Source organism: Sphingobium sp. CCH11-B1 (assembly GCF_001556865.1).
GTDB lineage: Bacteria > Pseudomonadota > Alphaproteobacteria > Sphingomonadales > Sphingomonadaceae > Sphingobium.
Genome location: NZ_LSJY01000202.1, coordinates 69,434 through 88,209 on the forward strand (window position 1 = coordinate 69,434; position 18,776 = coordinate 88,209).

Annotated in this window: 15 protein-coding genes; 10 read left to right on the forward strand and 5 right to left on the reverse strand. The window is 62.3% G+C overall.

Going from position 1 to position 18,776, the window contains the following annotated elements; genetic code table 11:
• The first annotated feature begins 625 nt into the window (after nucleotides 1–625).
• On the forward strand, nucleotides 626–2,989 hold the full coding sequence (locus tag AX724_RS20075; RefSeq protein WP_066770713.1) for a TonB-dependent receptor: 2,364 nt from the start codon (nucleotides 626–628) through the stop codon (nucleotides 2,987–2,989).
• Between the two features lie 105 nt (nucleotides 2,990–3,094).
• Nucleotides 3,095–4,030 (forward strand): MBL fold metallo-hydrolase, encoded by a 936-nt coding sequence (locus AX724_RS20080; protein WP_082733620.1) that lies wholly within the window; start codon nucleotides 3,095–3,097, stop codon nucleotides 4,028–4,030.
• A gap of 357 nt (nucleotides 4,031–4,387) precedes the next feature.
• Here AX724_RS20080 and AX724_RS20085 read toward each other — a convergent pair whose 3' ends face one another.
• Nucleotides 4,388–5,275, reverse strand: a complete 888-nt coding sequence (locus AX724_RS20085) for a LysR family transcriptional regulator (protein WP_066770249.1) — start codon at nucleotides 5,273–5,275, stop codon at nucleotides 4,388–4,390.
• Nucleotides 5,276–5,676: 401 nt separating this feature from the next.
• Here AX724_RS20085 and AX724_RS20090 point away from each other — a divergent pair, with 401 nt between their 5' ends.
• The 8 genes from AX724_RS20090 (at nucleotide 5,677) to AX724_RS20125 (ending at nucleotide 14,576) form a co-directional block, all read left to right on the forward strand.
• On the forward strand, nucleotides 5,677–6,909 hold the full coding sequence (locus tag AX724_RS20090; RefSeq protein ID WP_066770250.1) for an amidohydrolase family protein: 1,233 nt from the start codon (nucleotides 5,677–5,679) through the stop codon (nucleotides 6,907–6,909).
• A 6-nt stretch (nucleotides 6,910–6,915) separates the two neighbouring features.
• Complete coding sequence (locus AX724_RS20095; protein WP_066770252.1) at nucleotides 6,916–8,433, forward strand: bifunctional 3-(3-hydroxy-phenyl)propionate/3-hydroxycinnamic acid hydroxylase; 1,518 nt, start codon at nucleotides 6,916–6,918, stop codon at nucleotides 8,431–8,433.
• On the forward strand, nucleotides 8,430–8,864 hold the full coding sequence (locus tag AX724_RS20100; protein WP_066770254.1) for a GlcG/HbpS family heme-binding protein: 435 nt from the start codon (nucleotides 8,430–8,432) through the stop codon (nucleotides 8,862–8,864). Before AX724_RS20095 ends, AX724_RS20100 begins: the two co-directional genes overlap by 4 nt.
• On the forward strand, nucleotides 8,861–9,751 hold the full coding sequence (locus tag AX724_RS20105; RefSeq protein ID WP_066770263.1) for a VOC family protein: 891 nt from the start codon (nucleotides 8,861–8,863) through the stop codon (nucleotides 9,749–9,751). The genes AX724_RS20100 and AX724_RS20105 overlap by 4 nt, the downstream gene beginning before the upstream one ends.
• 76 nt (nucleotides 9,752–9,827) lie before the next feature.
• On the forward strand, nucleotides 9,828–10,670 hold the full coding sequence (locus tag AX724_RS20110) for a fumarylacetoacetate hydrolase family protein (RefSeq protein WP_066770265.1): 843 nt from the start codon (nucleotides 9,828–9,830) through the stop codon (nucleotides 10,668–10,670).
• An 8-nt stretch (nucleotides 10,671–10,678) separates the two neighbouring features.
• Nucleotides 10,679–11,548 carry an alpha/beta hydrolase gene (locus AX724_RS20115; protein WP_066770267.1) on the forward strand — a complete coding sequence of 290 codons (870 nt, stop codon included), beginning with the start codon at nucleotides 10,679–10,681 and terminating at the stop codon, nucleotides 11,546–11,548.
• 71 nt (nucleotides 11,549–11,619) lie between these two features.
• The gene (locus AX724_RS20120; protein ID WP_197421649.1) at nucleotides 11,620–12,003 is read left to right on the forward strand and encodes a hypothetical protein; all 384 of its coding nucleotides are present in this window, start codon (nucleotides 11,620–11,622) and stop codon (nucleotides 12,001–12,003) included.
• A gap of 410 nt (nucleotides 12,004–12,413) precedes the next feature.
• Nucleotides 12,414–14,576, forward strand: a complete 2,163-nt coding sequence (locus AX724_RS20125) for a TonB-dependent siderophore receptor (RefSeq protein ID WP_066770271.1) — start codon at nucleotides 12,414–12,416, stop codon at nucleotides 14,574–14,576.
• Between the two features lie 339 nt (nucleotides 14,577–14,915).
• Here the strand turns inward: AX724_RS20125 and AX724_RS20130 are convergent, their stop codons facing one another.
• The 4 genes from AX724_RS20130 to AX724_RS20145 form a co-directional block, all read right to left on the reverse strand.
• On the reverse strand, nucleotides 14,916–15,992 hold the full coding sequence (locus AX724_RS20130; RefSeq protein ID WP_231736773.1) for a non-reducing end alpha-L-arabinofuranosidase family hydrolase: 1,077 nt from the start codon (nucleotides 15,990–15,992) through the stop codon (nucleotides 14,916–14,918).
• Nucleotides 15,993–16,213: 221 nt separating this feature from the next.
• A complete protein-coding gene (locus AX724_RS24795; protein ID WP_269454177.1) occupies nucleotides 16,214–16,342 on the reverse strand; it encodes a hypothetical protein in 129 nt (42 codons plus the stop codon).
• A gap of 86 nt (nucleotides 16,343–16,428) precedes the next feature.
• On the reverse strand, nucleotides 16,429–17,013 hold the full coding sequence (locus tag AX724_RS20140) for a beta-galactosidase (RefSeq protein WP_231736774.1): 585 nt from the start codon (nucleotides 17,011–17,013) through the stop codon (nucleotides 16,429–16,431).
• A 191-nt stretch (nucleotides 17,014–17,204) separates the two neighbouring features.
• Complete coding sequence (locus AX724_RS20145) at nucleotides 17,205–18,704, reverse strand: MFS transporter (RefSeq protein ID WP_156448193.1); 1,500 nt, start codon at nucleotides 18,702–18,704, stop codon at nucleotides 17,205–17,207.
• Nucleotides 18,705–18,776 lie beyond the last annotated feature (72 nt).

The following is an 18,776-nucleotide window of genomic DNA, read 5'->3' on the forward strand; positions in this document are numbered from 1 at the left end:
GCTTTGCCGCGTCAGAGGCCGAACGCCGGAGACTTCCCAATGAGTGAACTGGACGGTTTCGCGCCATTGTAGCAAGACAAAGTCAGAAGCTGCTCCCTTCCCGCCCGGCCCCGATTCGCGGAGCAGTCCGTCCACGAGGAAGCGACGTAGCAAGCTATGCCGTCCCTGCCGCGCGTGACCTAACCTGTAAGAAAACCGCCATATTGTGCAGCGCACCCATCTTCCCAGTCATACTGAGCAGGTGCAGAATTATTACGCTTGACGCGTTAGGTAATATCCATACCGTAGAGTCGACCGCTCATGAAGCGGCGAACCCATGGATGGAACAGCCGATAATCACCGGCTTGAAGTGAGGGCTCGTGGATCGACGACCGGCTCGCATTGCTGATCTTCCGGATGCGACGCCGCCGTTTGTCGGCAATGCCAGAGGGTATGGCCTTGCCGATCCATCGCATGGCCTTGGGACCGATCGAATGACGATGACGACTGGCCGGTCACCGGCCGACAAGGTGCCGGCCTAGCCAGAGCGCCAGGGGAGAAGGGTGTCACTTGAGGCTCAACTTTAGAGGGGGGCGCAGTGACCAAGAGAGTGTTTCGCAATACATTGCTCAGCGCGACCATATTGATGGGCGTTGGGACCACTTCGGCTTTCGCTCAGGGTGCTGCGGCGGCTGCCGATGGTACAGGCAGCGACGGTAATGAGATCGTCGTGACGGCCACGCGCCGCGCGGTTTCGATCCAGGACGTGCCGATCAACATCAGCGCGGTCGCTCAGGAACAACTGGCGCGGCAGCGGATCGACGACGTGCGCGACCTTGCCGACTTCACGCCAGGCCTCACCATTTCGGATACCGGCCCAGGTTCGACCGGAACCATCGTGATGCGCGGCCTGAACGCGTCGGATTCCAGTGCGACGGGCGCGTCCTATGACAGCGCGCTCGGCGTCTATCTCGGTGAAGTCCCGCTCTATTACGACTTCAAGCTGCTGGACATTGCGCGCGTTGAAACGCTGCTGGGGCCTCAGGGCACGCTCTACGGCCTTGGCACATTGGCCGGCGCGATCCGCAACATCCCCAATCGCCCCAATACCGACACGATCGAGGGCGAAGCGCATAGCCGCCTTTACGGGAAGAGCCATAGCGGCAAGCTCGGATATCAGGTGGATGGCGTCATCAACATCCCGATCGTGAAGGACCATATCGCCTTCCGCTCGGCCACAGGCTATTTCTACGATCCGGGTTTCATCGATTATCCTTTGCTGCTGCAGACGCCCGGCGTGTCCCTGCCGCAGCCGGACGGCCCGACGAGCATTTCGCCCGCCGGCTATGCCGCGAACCTGCGCAAGGAGAAGGATCTCAATTTCGAAAAGACCTTCACCACGCGCAACCAGCTGCTGTTCCAGTTCAGCGAGGATTTGAAGGTCAACTTCACCTACGCCTTCCAGCAGACCAAGACCGATGGCGGCCAGTATAATAGCGACGGTGTGTTCGGAACGGGCAAATATGAAAGTGCTGCCCGTTATATCGAGCCGGTCAAGCGCCGCGCCCATTTGGGCAGCATGGAAATCAATGCCAACCTCTGGGACATCGCCGACCTTGTGGCGACGACCGCCTACACCGACGTCAAGAACGACCGCGTCGGTGACAATACCGACCTTCTTCTCGACCTCGATTATGGCTATGAATCCTTCCCGGCCTTTTCGAGCTGGAACGAAAGCCATGACCGCCGCAAGCAGTTCAACCAGGAAGTCCGCTTCGTGTCCCGCCATGGCGGCCCGTTCAACTGGGTGATCGGCGGCTTTTACAATGAGCAGAAGCGCCTGAACGAATATACCGAGCATGTGCCGGGCCATCCCTGGGTCGAATTCGGCACGCAGCCCAATCCAGACGAGGTGGAATATAACAGCTTCAACAAGTCGAAGGTGACGGAAAAAGCGGTCTTCGGCGAAGGCACGTTCCGGATCATACCGGAATGGCAGGTCACGGCCGGCGTGCGCTATTTCGGCTATACGTCCGACGTCGCCGGTCGCGCCGTGCTGCCGCTACTCGGCGATCCGGTCAGCCCCTATGATCTGCCCTCCGCCGGCGGCAAGTCGAAGAAGAGCGGCTGGGTCTGGAAATTCAACAGCTCCTACAATTTCACGCCCGACATCATGGCCTATGCGACATACAGCAAGGGTTATCGGATCGGCGGCCCGAACACGGTGGCGCCGTGCGTCCTGCCGCTCGATCCCACGCAGCAGAATGTGTGCGCCCTGCCCAATGAAATCCAATATGGGCCCGATACGACCAAGAATGCGGAGCTCGGCATCCGTACCCAGCTTTTCGATCGCAGGCTGACGTTCAACTTCAACGTCTTCCAGATCAAATGGGACGGCATCCAGGTCGATTCCGCGACGATCAACGGAATTGTCGGTATCATCGTCAACGGCGGCAAGGCCAAGTCGGAAGGCTTCGAGGCATCCTTCCAGGCGAAGCCGATCGACGGATTGTCGATCCAGGGCACATATTCCTACACCGATGCCAAGCTGACCCAGGATGTTCCGGCGATCATCGCGGTCAACGATCCCCCCGGCACCTACCCCAGTTCGCCCATTCAGCTGGACGCGCTCTCGGGTGATCGCCTTCCGGGTTCCGCGAAGAACAGCGGCAGCCTGGGCGCGACCTACACGATGCCGTTCATGACCGGCAATCTGGTGGCGGACTGGACCGCGACCTATCGCGGCAATGTGGTGACGCGGCTCGGCTGGGACCGCGCCTATGGCGCAAAGCTCCCCAGCTATGTGCTGCACCGCGCTTCACTCGCTTACGAGACCGATCGCTACAGCCTCATCCTGTTCGCAAACAACATCTTCGACAAATATGCCGTGGCGTCGGTTTCCAATGACCGGTCCCGCGTGGGCCTGAACGATGGGGTGCTGCTGCGCTACTATCGTCAGACCGTCATCAATCCGCGCACCTTCGGCGTCGAAGCGCGATTCAAATATTGATGTGACAAGACCATCGGGGCGCCATTCGATGCGGATGGCGCCTCTTGGCATTTGGCGGTGGCAGGGGGACGCCGCGTCTGCCGGAAGGGGAGAGGGGGGAAGGCGATGGCCACGCACGCACGCAGGACGCGGCCCGCTTGGGCCATCGGATTGGGCGCGCTGCTGATGGCGAGCGGCGTGGTGCAGGAAGCTGCGGCCGCCTGCGTCCCCTTGTCCAAGCTGTTTGCGGAGAAATGGATCGACGGCACCCTGCCGCAGGAGCCCGCTACGCAGGTCCAGCAGCTTGACGGAGACAGTTTCGTCATCCGCCAATCGGTCAAAAGCAATTTCGAAGCCCCCTTCTTGTATCTGCTCTTCGGGCACGACAGGGCCTTGCTCGTCGATACGGGGGCGGAAGGCGGCCAGATCCGTCCGACAGTCGATCGGCTGATCGCACAATGGCTCGCCGCGCACGGTCGCCGTTCGATCCCGCTAGTGGTGGCGCACAGCCATAGCCATGGTGACCATGTCGCCGGCGACGCCGCTTTCCGGGAGCGTCCCGACACCACGCTGGTCGGGCTGAAGCCATCCGACGTTGCTGCCTTTTTCGGCATCCGCGACTGGCCGAAGGGGATCGCCACATTCGATCTTGGCGGGCGGGCGCTCAGCATCATCGCAACGCCAGGGCATCAGGCCGCCGCGATCATGATTTATGATCCCCGTCTTAAGATATTGCTGTCTGGTGACACACTCTATCCCGGCCGACTTTACGTGCCGGTGAATTTCATGGGCGACAATCGCGCCAGCGTCGATCGGGTGGCAAGCTTCGCGGCGAAGCATCCGATTTGCGCCGTGCTGGGCGCTCATATCGAAATGACGTCGGAGCCTGGCCGCGATTACGGGCACGAAGCGCCCGAGCATCGGCACGAACATCCGCTCCAATTGCCGCCACAGGCTATCGGCGAGCTCCGGACAGGCCTGCAAAAGCCGCTGGACACGCCCGATCAACGACAGGTCCACGATCACTTCATCATCGTGCCGGTGCCCGCCCGCGCGGAATGATACCGGCCGGCATCGCCTGATCGCGCAACCCTTGGGGGCTTCGCGTGAACGCTCCTTCTCGCGTTGCACCGCCCCTTCTACGGGCTGCTCTCAGGCGGGCCCTCCCGACGAAATGGATGCCGAATTCGGAGTCGTTGCATCGACATTGTCCTGAGCCTGTTGGCCTTCCTGTCTAGTGCCGGCCGAGACCCGGATCGGCAAGGACGGGACCCTGGCGGGACAGTTCTCCCGGCTCGCCCTGGTGGTGCTCGATTTATACGGATCCGGCGCGATCTTCAAAATCAGATGCGCTCCATGCTGAAGGAATGTGGTTTGCTCTTACATCCATTGCTTGAGATTACGCTGAATATACGGGGTTCAGTGAGAAAAAGAGTTGAGAAGTTCTGTTAGCAGCGGAACGAAGGGGGCATCGCGCAACGTGCGGAAGCCGATGCTCCGATCGATCTGCTCGCCCTTCAATGCAATGGCGCGCAAGCTGCCTGCTGCGAGTTCCGCATCGGCAACGCCCCGTGGTAGCAGGGCAACGAAGTCGGTGCGGCGCACGATCGCCTTTGTCGTAAGCAGGGAATCGCACCGAATGACGTCTTTGGGGAGCGGCGCGGCGGCCGCGATGAACATCCCGTTGATCTGGCGTCTGAACGCGCCGGCGGCATCGGGCATAACCCAGCGCATGTCGGTCACATCATTGAGCGCGATGTGATCGGGTAGGTTTGCATGGGCAGCGCCCACGATGAGAGAGAATGGATCGCGCGCAATGGCATGTTCGACGATGTCGTCAGGCGGCACCTCGATGCCGGTCGTGACGACCGCGATGTCGATTTCGCCGCGTCGTAATGTATCGGTCAATTCCGCGTCGGGTCGCTCGACGACGCGCATTTCGAATGCGCGTCCGCGTTCCAGCAGATGGGTGACGATATCGGGCACCAGGCTGGCAAGCGCGCCCGGCGTCCCTCCAATTCGGATGGGGCCGTCGATCGCCTGCTGAATCAGCGCCACCTCCTCTTCGGCGACCTCAAGGAGTTGCTCAAGCGCCTCCGCCCGGCGTCGCAACGCGATACCGGCGGCACTGAGCGTAATGCCCGATCTCGCGCGGTCGAAGAGTTTCGCGTTCAACATCTGTTCCAGATTGGCGATCGTAACCGAGACGGACGGTTGGGTGATGTTCAGCCGGCGTGCGGCGCCGCTAATGGAATTCTCGCGGCAGACGGCCAGGAATGTCCTCAGGGAACGAGGGTCAATCGACATAATCAATCCATAGGCTGAAGTGATGGTGGGCTAGGGAATCAATATTATACGTGAGTGTGGAGCCGTGCCTACGTTCAATTCCCAAGCCGCTACGAACATATGTGCCCCACGGGCGAGCGAACTTCATGTTCCGACGCGAGTTTGTGGGAATGAGAGGATGTTCATGCGTAGGCTAGTTGGCTTGTCGACGCTGGCGGCGGCGATGGGAAGGCGGCGCAGACCCTAAGAAACTGGCCGGTTATCCCGGCGAGGTGAAGTCCAAATTCAAAGCTGATGTCCTAGTCGCCAATGATCTGGAGCGCTTCCGATCCATAGCTACGAACGATACTAATAGACGAAATCATTATTTGAAATTGCAGGTTCGTTAAAGGATGATCCCCGCCGTGAGATGAGAGGGTGAGATGCGCAAGGCGATCATTAATGTGCGGATCTTCGATGGCAGCGGGTCCGATCCGGTCGATGGCGGCGTGGTTGTCGATGGCAATCACATCGTTGAAATCCTGCCGGCGGGCGCCGGATGCAGCGATGCGGACCTGGTGATCGACGGCCGCGGTGGGACTTTGATGCCTGGAATGGTGGATGCACATGCGCATCTCACCTGGGGCTCGTCAGTGGAAAAGATCTACCACCAGTTCATCCTGCCGCCCGATGAGCTGAAGGTCGCCGCATGGCGCAATGCGCGCGTGCTGCTGGATCATGGCTTCACGAGCGTCTATTCGGCGGGCGCACTCGCCGACGGCGTCGAGCCGGAACTGGCCGACGCCATCGCCGCCGGCAAGACCCCCGGACCGCGCATGATCCCCTCGACGATCGAACGCAGTCCCGAAGGCGAGGAAGGTGTCGAGACCGGGGATGTCTTCAACGGCCGCGGCCCCGACGCGATGCGCGCCTTCGTAAAGCATTGCGCCGACACCGGGGTCAAATCGATCAAGCTGATCGTGTCGGGCGAGGATGCGCTTAAGCCCGGGACGGCCTTGCAGGTGCTCTATACGGCCGAGGAAATGAAGGCGGCGGGCGACGCGGCCCGCCAGCACGGTCTGTGGATCGCGGCCCACGCTTACGGGCATGACGCGATCGAGATGGCACTGAATGCCGGCGCTCGCATCCTCTATCACTGCTCCTTTGCCGATGAAGCGACGATCGAACTGATGGCCGCCCGCAAGGACGAATTTTTCTATGCGCCGGGTCCGGGCGTGTCGATCGCTGCGTTGGAGGCCAATCCCCCGCCGCATGTCGACATGACGCATATGAAGGCCAGCGCGGAACAGCGCATGGCGCTTGAGGCGAAGCTGGTGCCCGAGCTCAGGCGGCGCGGCGTTCGGGTGTTGACCGGCGGCGACTATGGCTTCCCCTTCAATCCGCACGGGCGCAACGCCCGCGACCTCGCGCATTTCGTTCAGTATTTCGGCTTCACTCCGGCGGACGCCCTGTCTTCAGCGACCATGCTGGGCGGCCAGTTGATGGGCATGGGCGACACGCTCGGCCTCGTCCGGCCGGGCTATCTGGCCGATCTCATCCTTGTCGACGGCGATCCGCTGGTGGACATCGCGATCCTGCAGGATCGCGACCGGCTGACGATGGTGATGAAGGACGGCGAACTCCATAAGGCGCCCGCCGCCGCACAACCGGCCTGAACCAATATGTTCGATATTATTGTCATTGGCTGTGGGCCTGTCGGCGCGCTCGCTGCAAACCTGCTTGGCCGCGCCGGACTATCGGTGCTGGTGCTGGAACGCCACGCCCATCTTCACCCGCTGCCGCGCGCGGTGCACCTCGACCATGAGATGATGCGGCTGTTCCAATCGGCGGGCGTGATCGACCGGGTGTTGCCCGACATGGTCGCGACCGACGGACATCTGCACGTCGGGGCGGATCATGACGTGATCCGCTTCATGGGGACAGCGGGCAAACCCCGCCCATTCGGCTGGTCGAACGACTATTTCTTCTACCAGCCCGAGCTGGAGGCGCACCTGCGCGAGGGGATGGCGACGCTCGACAGCGTCGAACTTCGCCTGGGCGCAGTGTTCCAGTCGCTTGAGCAGACGGATGGCGGCGTGGTGGTCCGCTACGATCAGGACGGCGAAGCGCGGGAGATTTCGGCGCGTTGGGTGATCGGTTGCGACGGCGCGCGCAGCGCGGTGCGCAAGTCGCTTGGCATCGCCCTTGACGATCTGGATTTCGAGGAACCTTGGCTGGTGGTCGATGCCGAAGTGGACGGGCCGGTCAGTTTCCCGCCGATCGGCGGCGTGCCGCCCGAAGCCGACCTTCAGCGCCTGTCGGTGATGATGTGCGATCCATCCCGCCCGGCGACAATTGTGCCGGGGCGCGGACAGCATCGGCGGTGGGAGTTCATGCTGCTGCCGGGCGAAGATGATCAGGCGATGATGGCGGATGACAAGGTGGCGGAGCTTGTGGGGGCCTGGATGAAGGATGTCCCGCATCGCATCATCCGCGCGGCGACATATCGATTCCATGGGCTGGTCGCCGAGCAATGGCAGGTCGGCAACGTGTTCCTCGCCGGCGATGCAGCGCACCAGACACCACCCTTCTTCGGACAGGGCATGTGCCATGGTCTGCGCGACGTCGCGAACCTCGCGTGGAAGATGGCGGCCATCGTACGCGACGGCGCTTCGCCCGCATTGGTCGACAGCTACCAGTGTGAGCGTGACCCACATGTTCGCAGCGTCATCGGTGCCGCGGTGGGCGCGGGTCGCTATATTTGCATGCTCGATCGCGCTGCGGCGGCCGAGCGGGACGCGTCCATGCGCGCGGCGCAGAACGGACATAACGGTCGAACCGCTGCCGACCTGATCCCGCCGATCACGGACGGTATCGTCGCGACGGAAACGCCGGGCGCCGGTGTGCGTTTCATCCAGCCCATGATCGAGGGGCAACGGATGGATGATGTCATTGGCGGCGGCTGGCGGCTGTTTGTCCGTAACGACGGGATCGATGGCGGCGCGCCGGGCGTGACCCGTGTCGATGCCGCGACGCTGGGCGATGCGGGCGCGATCACCGACTGGCTCGATGGTCATGGCGTCGACGCGGTGCTCGTCCGGCCGGATCATTATGTGTTCGGAACCGCCTCGGCCTCGGCCGGGCCGCTGCTTTCTGCGCGTGAAAAGGCGCTGGGTCTGTTTGTGGGAGTAAGTGCGTGACATCGATTTCGTTGAGCCAGGCGCAGGCCATAGTGAACGGTGCAATCGAGCACGCCCGGTCAAAGGACGCCAAGCCGCTGTCGATCGTCGTGCTGGACGCTGGCGCGCATCCCGTCGCCTTCGCGCGGGAGGACGGCGCCAGCCTGTATCGGTACGACATCGCGGTTGCCAAGGCGAAGGGCGCGATCGGCATGGGCGCCGACAGCCGCGTGCTGGCCGATCGGGCCAAGGGCAATCCCGTCTTCTACCAGAGCGTCGCGGCGGCGGTCGGCGGAAGCATCGCCTTTTCGCCGGGCGGCGTGCTGATCCGGTCGAACGAAGGTGACATCATCGGCGCGGTGGGAATCAGCGGCGACACCGGCGAATGCGACGAAGCCTGCGCGCTGGCCGGGATCGACGCCGCCGGATTGAATGAAGGAGCAAAGGCATGAGGCTGCGCAGCATCGAACTGGCGTTACCGAAGGCTGCGGACGCGGCCGGGTTCATGGTCGACATCTGGGGCATGGCCCCGGCGGGAACCGAAGGCGGGACACATTATCTGCGTGGATCGGGCGGTTTCCCCTATCTCGTCGCGATCCAGGAATCGGACGATGAATTCGTCCGCAGCACCACCTTCGTGTGCGACGCGGACGAGCTTTCGGCCCTCAAGCATCGCGTTCGATCAGCTGGCTGGCCGATGCGGGACGTGGTTTCGAGCGATCCGGGCGGCGGGCATGGCATCGAAATCGAGATGCCGGAAGGGGAATTGCTGCGGTTTCTGACAGACACGCACGAAGTTGAGCCGATCGAGGGCGCGGACCTTCCGGTCAAGCTGACGCATATCGTGTTCAATTCGATCGATGCCGAGGCGACGGGGACCGCGGCCGAAGACGTGCTTGGCTTCCGCGTTTCCGACCGCACAAAAGGCATGGTGTTCGTGCGCTGCAACGATTCGCATCACAGCACCGCCTTTGCCCGTGCGGGCGTGGCGTCACTCAACCACATCGCGTTTGAAATGGCGGATATGGATGCGGTCATGCGCGGGATCGGCCGTCTTCGGGATCATGGATCTGCGCCGTCCTGGGGCCCCGGCCGCCATGGTCCGGGCGCAAATATCTTCGCCTATTTCATCGCGCCTTTCGGACCGGTGATCGAATTTTCGACGGCTGTCGAAAAGGTGTCGGACGATTATCGCGTGGGCACGCCAGATGACTGGACATGGCCCCAGAACCGGATCGACCAATGGGGGCTTTCTGACAAGGATTTCGATGGCTTACGCAAGGCTGAGGAGCGTTTCAGGTTCCGCAGGACATGGACGCCAGATCCCGTTGCGGCCTGACCGCAGGATTTTCATTGCCGGCTGCTGCGCGGTATGGGCTTTTTGCTCGACTGCCATCATGGCCCGTTCCAGAAGGATGAACATCGTGACCCATTATGTGAGTTTTCGCCGCCCGGACGGCACCCCCAGCTTCGGACGCCTGAACGGCGAGCGCGTTGTCGATCTGGGTGCCCCCGGCGCGCCAGCGTTCCTCAAGGATCATCTGACGGGCGATCTTGCGGCACTCAAGGAAAGCGCAGGCTACGCCCTGGCGGAGGTGACGCTGCTTCCCGTCATCCCGAACCCGGAGAAGATCCTGTGCATCGGGCTGAACTATGCGACCCATGTCGCCGAAACGGGCCGCGAGCAGAAGGCGCATCCGGCGGTTTTCACGCGCTGGGCCGACACGCTGATCGCTGACGGAGACGCGCTCGTCCGCCCGCGTGAGACGACCCGCTTCGATTATGAGGGTGAACTGGCCGTCATCATCGGCAAGGGCGGCCGGCGGATCACACGCGACGCGGCCTTCGACCATGTCGCCGGTTACTCCGTGTTCAACGATGGATCGGCGCGCGACTGGCAGCGGCATAATATCCAGTTCACGCCCGGCAAGAACTTCCCGGCGACGGGCGCATTCGGTCCCGCGCTCGTCCTGCGCGATGCGATCCCCGATCTGGCGAGCCAGCGGGTGCAGACGCGCGTGAACGGCGAACTGGTGCAGGATCAGCCCATTTCCGACATGATCTGGGATATCGCCACGCTCATCGAATATTGCTCGGCCTTCACTGAACTGGTGCCGGGCGACGTCATCGTGACCGGCACCCCTGGCGGCGTCGGTGACAAGCGCAATCCGCCGCTTTATCTGAAGGGCGGCGATACGGTCGAAGTCTCGGTCGGCATCGTCGGCACGCTGACCAACCCTGTCGTCGACGAGGCCTGAGGCGAACCATGCAGGATGCGGCGATCCGCGACGCTATCGCCGCGCTGGGTAACGAACTGGGGCCTGATACATTGCCCGCCGTCGTTGCCCTGTTCGACGGCGAGCAGCGTGAACGGGCGGCGGCGTGTCCGCCGGTGGCCGTGGATCTGCCCTATGGGCCGCATGCACGCCATCGGCTGGACGTCTTTGCGCCGAAGGATGGCTCTGTCCGGCCGGTCCTGCTGTTCGTCCATGGCGGCGGATTCCTACGTGGTGACAAGGGCGACGGCAATTCGTGGCAGAATGCCAATGTCGCCCGCATGGCTGCCGGCGCGGGTCTCATCGGGGTGACGATCAACTATCGCCTCGCCCCCGACCATCCCTGGCCTGCGGGGGCCGATGACGTCGCTGCGGCGGTGCGATGGGTGCGCGCCAACATAGGGCAATATGGTGGCAATCCCGACGCCATCATCGTTTCCGGAACATCGGCGGGCGCAGCGCATGTCGCGGGCTTCATCGATCGCTATCCTGACGAACCCGGAGTTCGCGGCGCGATCCTTCTGTCCGGCGTCTATGGCGTGACCGAAGCGAATGACATGCGGGATCGCGCTTATTATGGCGATGACATGATGCGGCACGCCGCGATGATGCCCCTTGGCTCGCTTGTCGAAACGAAGCTGCCGTTGTTCGTTCTGGCGTCGGAATTCGACCCGCCCCGGTTCCAGGCCGAGTTCGTCGGACTGCTCCAGCGGCGCCTCGAACGCTGGACCGCCCTGCCCCAAGCCTATCTGGCAACGGGTCACAATCATTTTTCCCTAGCCTATCATCTGGGTACGGCGGACCGCCGGGTCAGCGACGAACTGCTGCGGTTCATCGAACAATGCACCAGGTCCGCCTGATGGCTGCGCCCGCACTTTCGGCCGCCGCACTGGCACGCGAAACCGGGATCAGCGTGGTGATCAATTGCACCTTGAGCGCCGCCTTCTATTTCCTCCTGTTCCATGGGATGGAAGCCGTGCCGATCTGGGGTGTGGGCAACTACGCATTCGATTTCGTGCCGCAGACGTTCATGATCGCATTGATGGGCACGATGGTTCCGGGGTTGATCGCTACCCGCGCATCGGGACCGAGCGGCCCCAGCCGGCCAAAGATAGTGCGGCGGGCGCTGCGCTTTGCCTTCATCGCAATCATACTCGGCTCGTCCGTAACAAGCGCTTCGCTTTGGCTTTTAGACATGAAAGCCGTCGCATTCGATCACGGCCTTATAGCGAAACTCGTTTATGGCGGGACTCTCGCCGCGATCGTCACGCCCCTCTTCTTGCGGACGCAGTGTGCGGCACGAATGCCTGGATGAGCAAATTGCCGATGTCGGCTCATAGTCAGAGCTGCACTGGCCACCCCGACGGCATCGACGATCCGCCGAGCAATGGCCAGGGGAGACGCCTTGGCCGCCCGAGCCCGCAGGCCCGCAAAAATCCAAGCCGTCAATGGGGAGCGCGATCGGGCTCAAGCGGCGATGTGCGCTCCCTGGTCGCGGTGCCCAGCTGATCGTCGATACTGCCATAGCATCCGATCCGCCGCTGCATCTGGTATTGGGAGAAGCGGCTTTCGCAGGGGTATGCGGCGCGCTGGAAGCGCGACTGGCAGACATGCGGCACAGTGTACCCAACAAATGTCCTGCCTGATTTTGCTATTGCAAATTATTTGCAATCTTCCGGTCGACTGATTAGGCAGCGGGAAATTGGAAAGGGAATCTGCTGCCTCATGCCTGTTTTGCTGCCCATCATCGCCGCCGCGACCGTCGCCATTCCCGGCGCCGAAACGCCTCCCGCACCCGGTGCCGGCGAGATCATCGTCACTGGCCAGCGCACCGAAGGGCAGGATGATTATGCGGTGAAGAAGCAGACCACGACGATGCGCTTCCCCCTGTCCCAGCGCCAAACGCCCCAATCGGTCAGCGTCGTCACCCGCGCCCAGATCCAGGACTTTCAGCTCAACGACATCAACGACCTCTTAAAGACCGTGCCGGGTGTTCAGGTGCAGGCGCAGGAAACCGACCGCATCTATTATTCGGCGCGCGGCTTCGACATTCAGACCTTCCAGATCGACGGCATTGGCCTGCCCTTCGCGTTCGAAGTGCAGACCGGCTCGATCGACACCGCCATCTACGACCATATAGACGTGGTGCGTGGCGCGCCGGGACTGCTCTCCTCAACCGGCAACCCGTCCGCCGTCGTCAACTTCATCCGCAAGCGCCCGACCCGCACCTTCCAGGCGAGCGGCAGCGCGCAATATGGCTCCTACGACCATCTGCGCCTCGACGCCGATGTGAGCGCGCCGCTGACGTCCAACGGCAGCGTCCGTGCCCGTGCGGTCGGCGCTTACCTCGATGAGGATAGCTATCTCGACCGCTACGGCCTGCGCCGCTGGACCGGTTACGGCATAGTCGAGGCCGATCTTGGCCCGCAAACCACGCTCACCGTTGGATACGGCCATCAGGACCATCAAAGCCGCGGCGCGACCTGGGGGGCGCTCCCGCTCTACTACACGGACGGAACCCGCATCGACCTGCCGCGCTCGGCCAACAGTGGCCCCGACTGGGCCGGCTGGAACGTCATCGACCGCCAGATTTTCGGCGACCTCGTCCATCATTTCAACGACGACTGGCACGCCAAGCTGACGGTCGTCCGCCGCGCCGTCAGCGAGGATGACCGGCTCTTCTACGTCTATGGCAATCCCAGCGCGGCCTTCCCCGACGGCATCGACCCGTCGGAAAGCGCTAAGGGCGGCAACATCCGCAGCTATCCCGGCGCGTTCCGGGCCGAAACCCGCAACCTCACGATCGACGCCTATGTCGCGGGCAAGGTCGCGCTGTTCGGGCGCGAACATGACGTGATGTTCGGCGTCAACCGCAGCGCCCAGCGCTATGTCCAGACATCGGGCTATGATTATGGCGCGATCGGCCTCGAACTCTCGATCGACGATGTACTGAACGGCAATACCCCCGAGCCGAACTTCCCGACCGTCTTCAACACCAGCTTTCTCGAAAGCGGCGACCGCACGACCAAGCGCGAAACCGGCTATGGTCTCATCCGGCTCAGCCTCGCCGATCCCTTCAAGCTGATGCTGGGCGGCAACCTCACCCATGCCACCAGCAAGGGTTTCTCCTACGGCGCGAACATGGCCTATGACTGGACCCGCTTTCTGCCGTTCGTCGGCGCGACCTACGATCTGACGGAAAGTATCAGCGCCTATGCGAGCTTCGCCACCATCTTCAATCCGCAGACGGAGACGACCGCCAACCGCGCGTTGATCGACCCGATCAAAGGCGACAATCTGGAGGCGGGTCTAAAGGGCGAATGGATGGGCGGCCGCCTCAACGCCAGCCTCGCCATCTTCCAGGCCCGGCAGAAGAATAGCGCTGAAGCCGCGGGCTTCGACGAGACAATCGGACAGACCATCTATCGCGGCGTCGATGCGAAGTCGCAGGGGGTTGAGTTCGAGTTCGCCGGCCTGCTCGCGCCGGGGCTCCAGGCGACCGGCGGCTATACCATCATGCGCCTGCGCGGCGACGATGACCGGCCGGTCCGCACCTTCGTTCCGCGCCAGCTTGGCCGACTGAACCTCACTTACTCGCCGCCTGCGCTGCCGGCGCTCAAGGTTGGCGCGGCGGTGCAGTATCAGAGCAAAATCTATCTGGAGCCGGCGGGCATAACGTCTGTCACTACTGGCCAACAAGTCCGCATCACCCAGCCCAGATATGCGCTGCTCGACCTCCTGGCCAGCTACCGGCTCACCGACAATCTCCAGATCAGCGCCAATCTCAAGAACGTCACTAATGCCAAATATCTGACCGCGCTCAACTATGATCAGGGCTATTACGGCGCGCCGCGCACCATCCTTGCGACCATCAGCCTGCGATATTGATGGAACGGGCCTCAGGCGACGTCCGAAGCCATGGGTGTTCCCGCTCGTCAGGATCAGGCCACCAGCGAGCGAACGCACCATGGCGCCGATGCGGCCCAAGCCCGGAGCGGAGCCTGCGCCGGTCGCGCGGATTCGTGCAGGATAGATATGCGAGGCCAGAGCGAACATGGTCCTCTGCCCCCGTTGACCGAGAAGCCCAGGACACCGAGTGCGATCAGGATCGCCACGATAGTCGTGGCCGAACAAGTCGCCCAGGCCGGGCTTGGAACCGGCTGCGCGAATTTGCGTGTCGCGACACCTTCCTTCGGGCCTTGCCCTCTCCTGGTCGCAAACCGTCGACTATTTTGTACACATTCTGCTTATGGGGTTCGGACCGGCCGCCGTGATGACGCCGAGCCGGTAGGGCAACTGGATATATTCATAGGTCTTGCCCTTCGCCTTATCGAGCCCCTGATACAGGAATTGAAGGGGTTTGCACGGGTCGATCGTCAGGGTCTGGTCGCTCGTCGCGCGGACCATCTCACCGTGCGACACGCCTTCGGACCAGACGCGCCCCTCGAAGGCGACGTTATCGGAATCGGCAAATATGTTCATGGGGGTCGGCGTCAGGGGCTGCCACTCGCCTGCCAGGCCATCGCTTTTCCACGCGCGAAAATAGCGTCCCTTCGGTCCGATCGCTTCGACCAATGTCAGATAGGTGTTCGTCCCGGCGATCTTATAGGTGTTGCTGGCTTCGAACAGATCGTCGCGCGGGGCTTGCATGACGCGGCGGGTATTGTGAAAGCCGTCAGGAAAATTCTTCAGCGATGTCTCTGCGCGGTAGAAACCGCCATTATCGTCGGTGAAGAAGAGATAGCAGTTGCGGTCATCGCAGATATTCCAGAAATCCAGCCAGGCCGGATGACCGTTCGGCTGGGTCACAATGTCCGGCGCCTTGTCGAAAAACGGCTTGGGGGCACTCCACGACATAGGATCGGCGATGTCGCTGCTGGTCGAATAGAGCGGATCACCGCCCTGATAGATCAGGTACCAGAGCTTTTTCGGCGCGAAATAGAAGATTTGCGGCGCGGCGCGATAGCCAGGGCCCATCGGCGAGTTTTCAAGCCCGAATATCTTCGCTTTCGGCGCGTCCTTCCAGTCTTTGAAGGAGGTATAGGCCAATCCCCAGCCCTTGGCCGTCGCCATGGTCAGGAACACATGATATTTCCCGCCATGATAGACGATCGACGGATCTTTCACGCCGTAGAAATCCGGCGTGACTTGCGCTGGCGGCGTGATGAGGGGGGCAGAGGATTTCCAGCGGAACGCTGGCGATTGCGAGACGCCGGCAGTCGATGCTGCCGCCAGCGCGGCGATGCCGAGCGTCGCGGCACTGACCAGCATCGTTCCGCGTGGGAAGCCGTGCCTCGGTTTCATATTTCCTCCTGCAATCATTCTTTGTGTTCTGCCGCAAAGCATTTCGGGGAGCCAGGCGGGGCGCATTTCCACGCTCCATTCGGCCCGTGCGGGTTCACGATTATACCAATAGAGACGATCACGCCACATAATACTCAGACAAGATATTTTAGGAGTCTGCGACGAAGATCAGGAGATGCGGCCGTTCCCACAGTGCATGTGCGTCGAAGCAAACGGGCAGGCTATTGCAGCAACTCGGCGCCGAACGCCGGCAGTTCGATCTTCCCGGTATAGCTCTGGCGCGACAGCAGGCCTGTCTTCGTCCCTTCGAACGTCACCGTGGCAGAGACGTTCTTCGAGTTGACGTACAAGGACCGTCCTTCGACGGTCCGTGCGAAAACGCCTGCGGGGGTGACGGGCCCCGGCTTGATGCCCAAGGACGGATAGAGCGAGCGGATCAGCGGCCCCAGCAACTCGGTCTGAGGCGCGGTCGCCAGATATAGCTGTCCATTGCCGATCTCGTTGGTGGAGGCGACCGCGATGACCGCCGGATGTTCGCATATCGCTGCAACAGCTTTTCCGCGAGGCGATGCGCGAGGCGGCGATAGTCCAGGTCGCTGATATTGTCCCAGTAGCGCGACGCCGGGTTCACCACGTCCCCTTCCTGGCTGACGATGTCGACGCCGGGATACGCCTTGTGGAGCCAGATCGGCGCCGGCTGACCAGGGATGTCGACGATGACGCGGATGCCGGTCGCGTGCATCTGTTTGAGGACATCGTCGAACCATTGGAAGGTGAAGCGGCCTTCTTCAGGCTCGAACGAATCCCAGGACAGGTCGCCCATGCGGACCATGTTGAAGCCCGCCGCCTTCGTCAGCGCGATGTCCTGCTTTATCTGCGCCGGCGAGCGGTCGATTGGCTGGTAACAAGTCCCGACGAACAGTTGCCCGGGACCTGGCCATTCAGGATGCCCGACTGCGCTTTGGGCGTGGGCCGCAGTTGGCGCGCCCATCGGGACGACGGCGACCGAAAGAGCGAGCATCAGCGATCGGATCGTCCATCGGCGCCTTTGATTGCGGTCCTGCAATGCAATATCCTCCCAAGGCTCTATTGGCCTTAAACTCAGACAATATCAATAGCCGAGCCTCCGACGGGAGATTGAGAGGATGTCAGAATCTTATGGGCGGCAGAGCGCCAGGCAGGGCAACTGCGCAACCGGCTCCATATTGTCGTTCAATCCCGACAACGCAGGGTAGCGAGCGCAGCCAGCATCATGACCGCGCCGGCAAAGGCCATGGTCCATATCGGTTCGGTTGGGAAGAAGTGGCGCATGATGGTGCCCATCACCGTCGCCACCAGCAATTGCGGAATGACGACGAAGGCGTTGAACAGCCCCATATAGATGCCAAGCTTGCTCTGCGGCACGCTGGAAGCGAGCATCGCGTAGGGCATGGCTAGGGTCGAGGCCCAGGCGATGCCGATCGCAACTTCCGACAACAGCAGCGCCTGTGCATCGCGCAGGACAAGGAAGGAGAGGAAGCCGAGCCCGCCGAGCGCCAGCGCCAGCGCATGGGTCCGTGCCTGGCCGATGCGGCGAGCAAGCGGCTGGAGCAGGAAGGGCGCGGCGAAGGCAGCGACGCCATTATATGTGGCGAAGAGGATGCCGACCCAGTTGCCCCCCTCATTATAGGCGGCGCTGGTGGGATCCGCCGATCCGAAGACATATTGCGCGACGACCGGCGTGGTGTAGATCCACATGATGAAGAGCGCCGACCAGGTGAAGAACTGGACCAGCGCCAGCTTCTTCATCATGATCGGCATGGCCGCGAAATTTCCGACCACATGGGCCAGCAGATTATCGGTGCGGCCCCGGGCAACCACGCGGGCGAAGCCATAGGCGGCGAGCAGGCCACCCAGCAGGTAGAGTTCCTTTTCCAGCGCCCAGCCCGATACTGCCGCAATGATGGCGAATCCCGCGACGATCCAGACCGGCCCGCCGGGGGGGACCGGCGGGGCCTCCTTTTGTGTCGCGGCTTCGCTGGCCGGGGCAAAGCCCGCCATTTGTTCGGGCGAATATTCGCGGGTGGAAAGGACGGTCCAGAGAACGGCCAGGAACAGCGCCGCGCCGCCGATGTAGAAGCTTACCCGCACTGTGTCGGGGATCATGCCGGCGGGCGCGACATTGGAGATGCCCATCTGATCGAGCAGCCAGGGGGTCGAGGAGCCGATCACCGCGCCCGCGCCGATGAAGGCGGTCTGGATCGCATAGCCGGCCATATGCTGGTCCTTTGCCAGCATGTCGCCGACAAAAGCCCGGAACGGCTCCATCGAGACGTTGAGCGAGGCGTCGAGAATCCAGAGCATCAAAGCAGCGGCCATCAAGCCCGGCGCATTGGGCATGGCGAACAGGGCGAGCGCCGCAAAGAACGCGCCAGCAAAGAAATAGGGCCGGCGTCGGCCGAGGCGGCACCATGTCCGGTCGCTATAATGGCCGATCACCGGCTGGACCAGCAGGCCAGTCAACGGCGCAGCGATCCATAGCAGAGCGAGATTATCGAGATTTTCCCCAAGCGACTGAAAGATGCGCGACATGTTGGCGTTCTGCAGCGCGAAGCCGATCTGGATGCCGAAGAAGCCGAAGCTGATATTCCACAGGCCCCAGAAGCCCTGGCGCGGCCGGCCGTCGGCCGTTGCAGCCCCCTTTACCAGCCCCATGTCGTTCGTTCCGGCCATCCTCGTCCTTCGCCTTAACTTCGCATATTTCCCGCACATTTTGACATTTAGTTGCGAGCGCCTGATCCTATC

Bases quoted from the DNA above. Each gene is read 5' to 3' on its own strand.
- AX724_RS20075 (WP_066770713.1), top strand. From the start codon at position 626: ATGGGCGTTGGGACCACTTCGGCTTTCGCTCAGGGTGCTGCGGCGGCT.
- AX724_RS20080 (WP_082733620.1), top strand. From the start codon at position 3,095: ATGGCCACGCACGCACGCAGGACGCGGCCCGCTTGGGCCATCGGATTG.
- AX724_RS20085 (WP_066770249.1), bottom strand. From the start codon at position 5,275: ATGTCGATTGACCCTCGTTCCCTGAGGACATTCCTGGCCGTCTGCCGC.
- AX724_RS20090 (WP_066770250.1), top strand. From the start codon at position 5,677: ATGCGCAAGGCGATCATTAATGTGCGGATCTTCGATGGCAGCGGGTCC.
- AX724_RS20095 (WP_066770252.1), top strand. From the start codon at position 6,916: ATGTTCGATATTATTGTCATTGGCTGTGGGCCTGTCGGCGCGCTCGCT.
- AX724_RS20105 (WP_066770263.1), top strand. From the start codon at position 8,861: ATGAGGCTGCGCAGCATCGAACTGGCGTTACCGAAGGCTGCGGACGCG.
- AX724_RS20110 (WP_066770265.1), top strand. From the start codon at position 9,828: ATGAACATCGTGACCCATTATGTGAGTTTTCGCCGCCCGGACGGCACC.
- AX724_RS20115 (WP_066770267.1), top strand. From the start codon at position 10,679: ATGCAGGATGCGGCGATCCGCGACGCTATCGCCGCGCTGGGTAACGAA.
- AX724_RS20125 (WP_066770271.1), top strand. From the start codon at position 12,414: ATGCCTGTTTTGCTGCCCATCATCGCCGCCGCGACCGTCGCCATTCCC.
- AX724_RS20130 (WP_231736773.1), bottom strand. From the start codon at position 15,992: ATGAAACCGAGGCACGGCTTCCCACGCGGAACGATGCTGGTCAGTGCC.
- AX724_RS20140 (WP_231736774.1), bottom strand. From the start codon at position 17,013: ATGCTCGCTCTTTCGGTCGCCGTCGTCCCGATGGGCGCGCCAACTGCG.
- AX724_RS20145 (WP_156448193.1), bottom strand. From the start codon at position 18,704: ATGGCCGGAACGAACGACATGGGGCTGGTAAAGGGGGCTGCAACGGCC.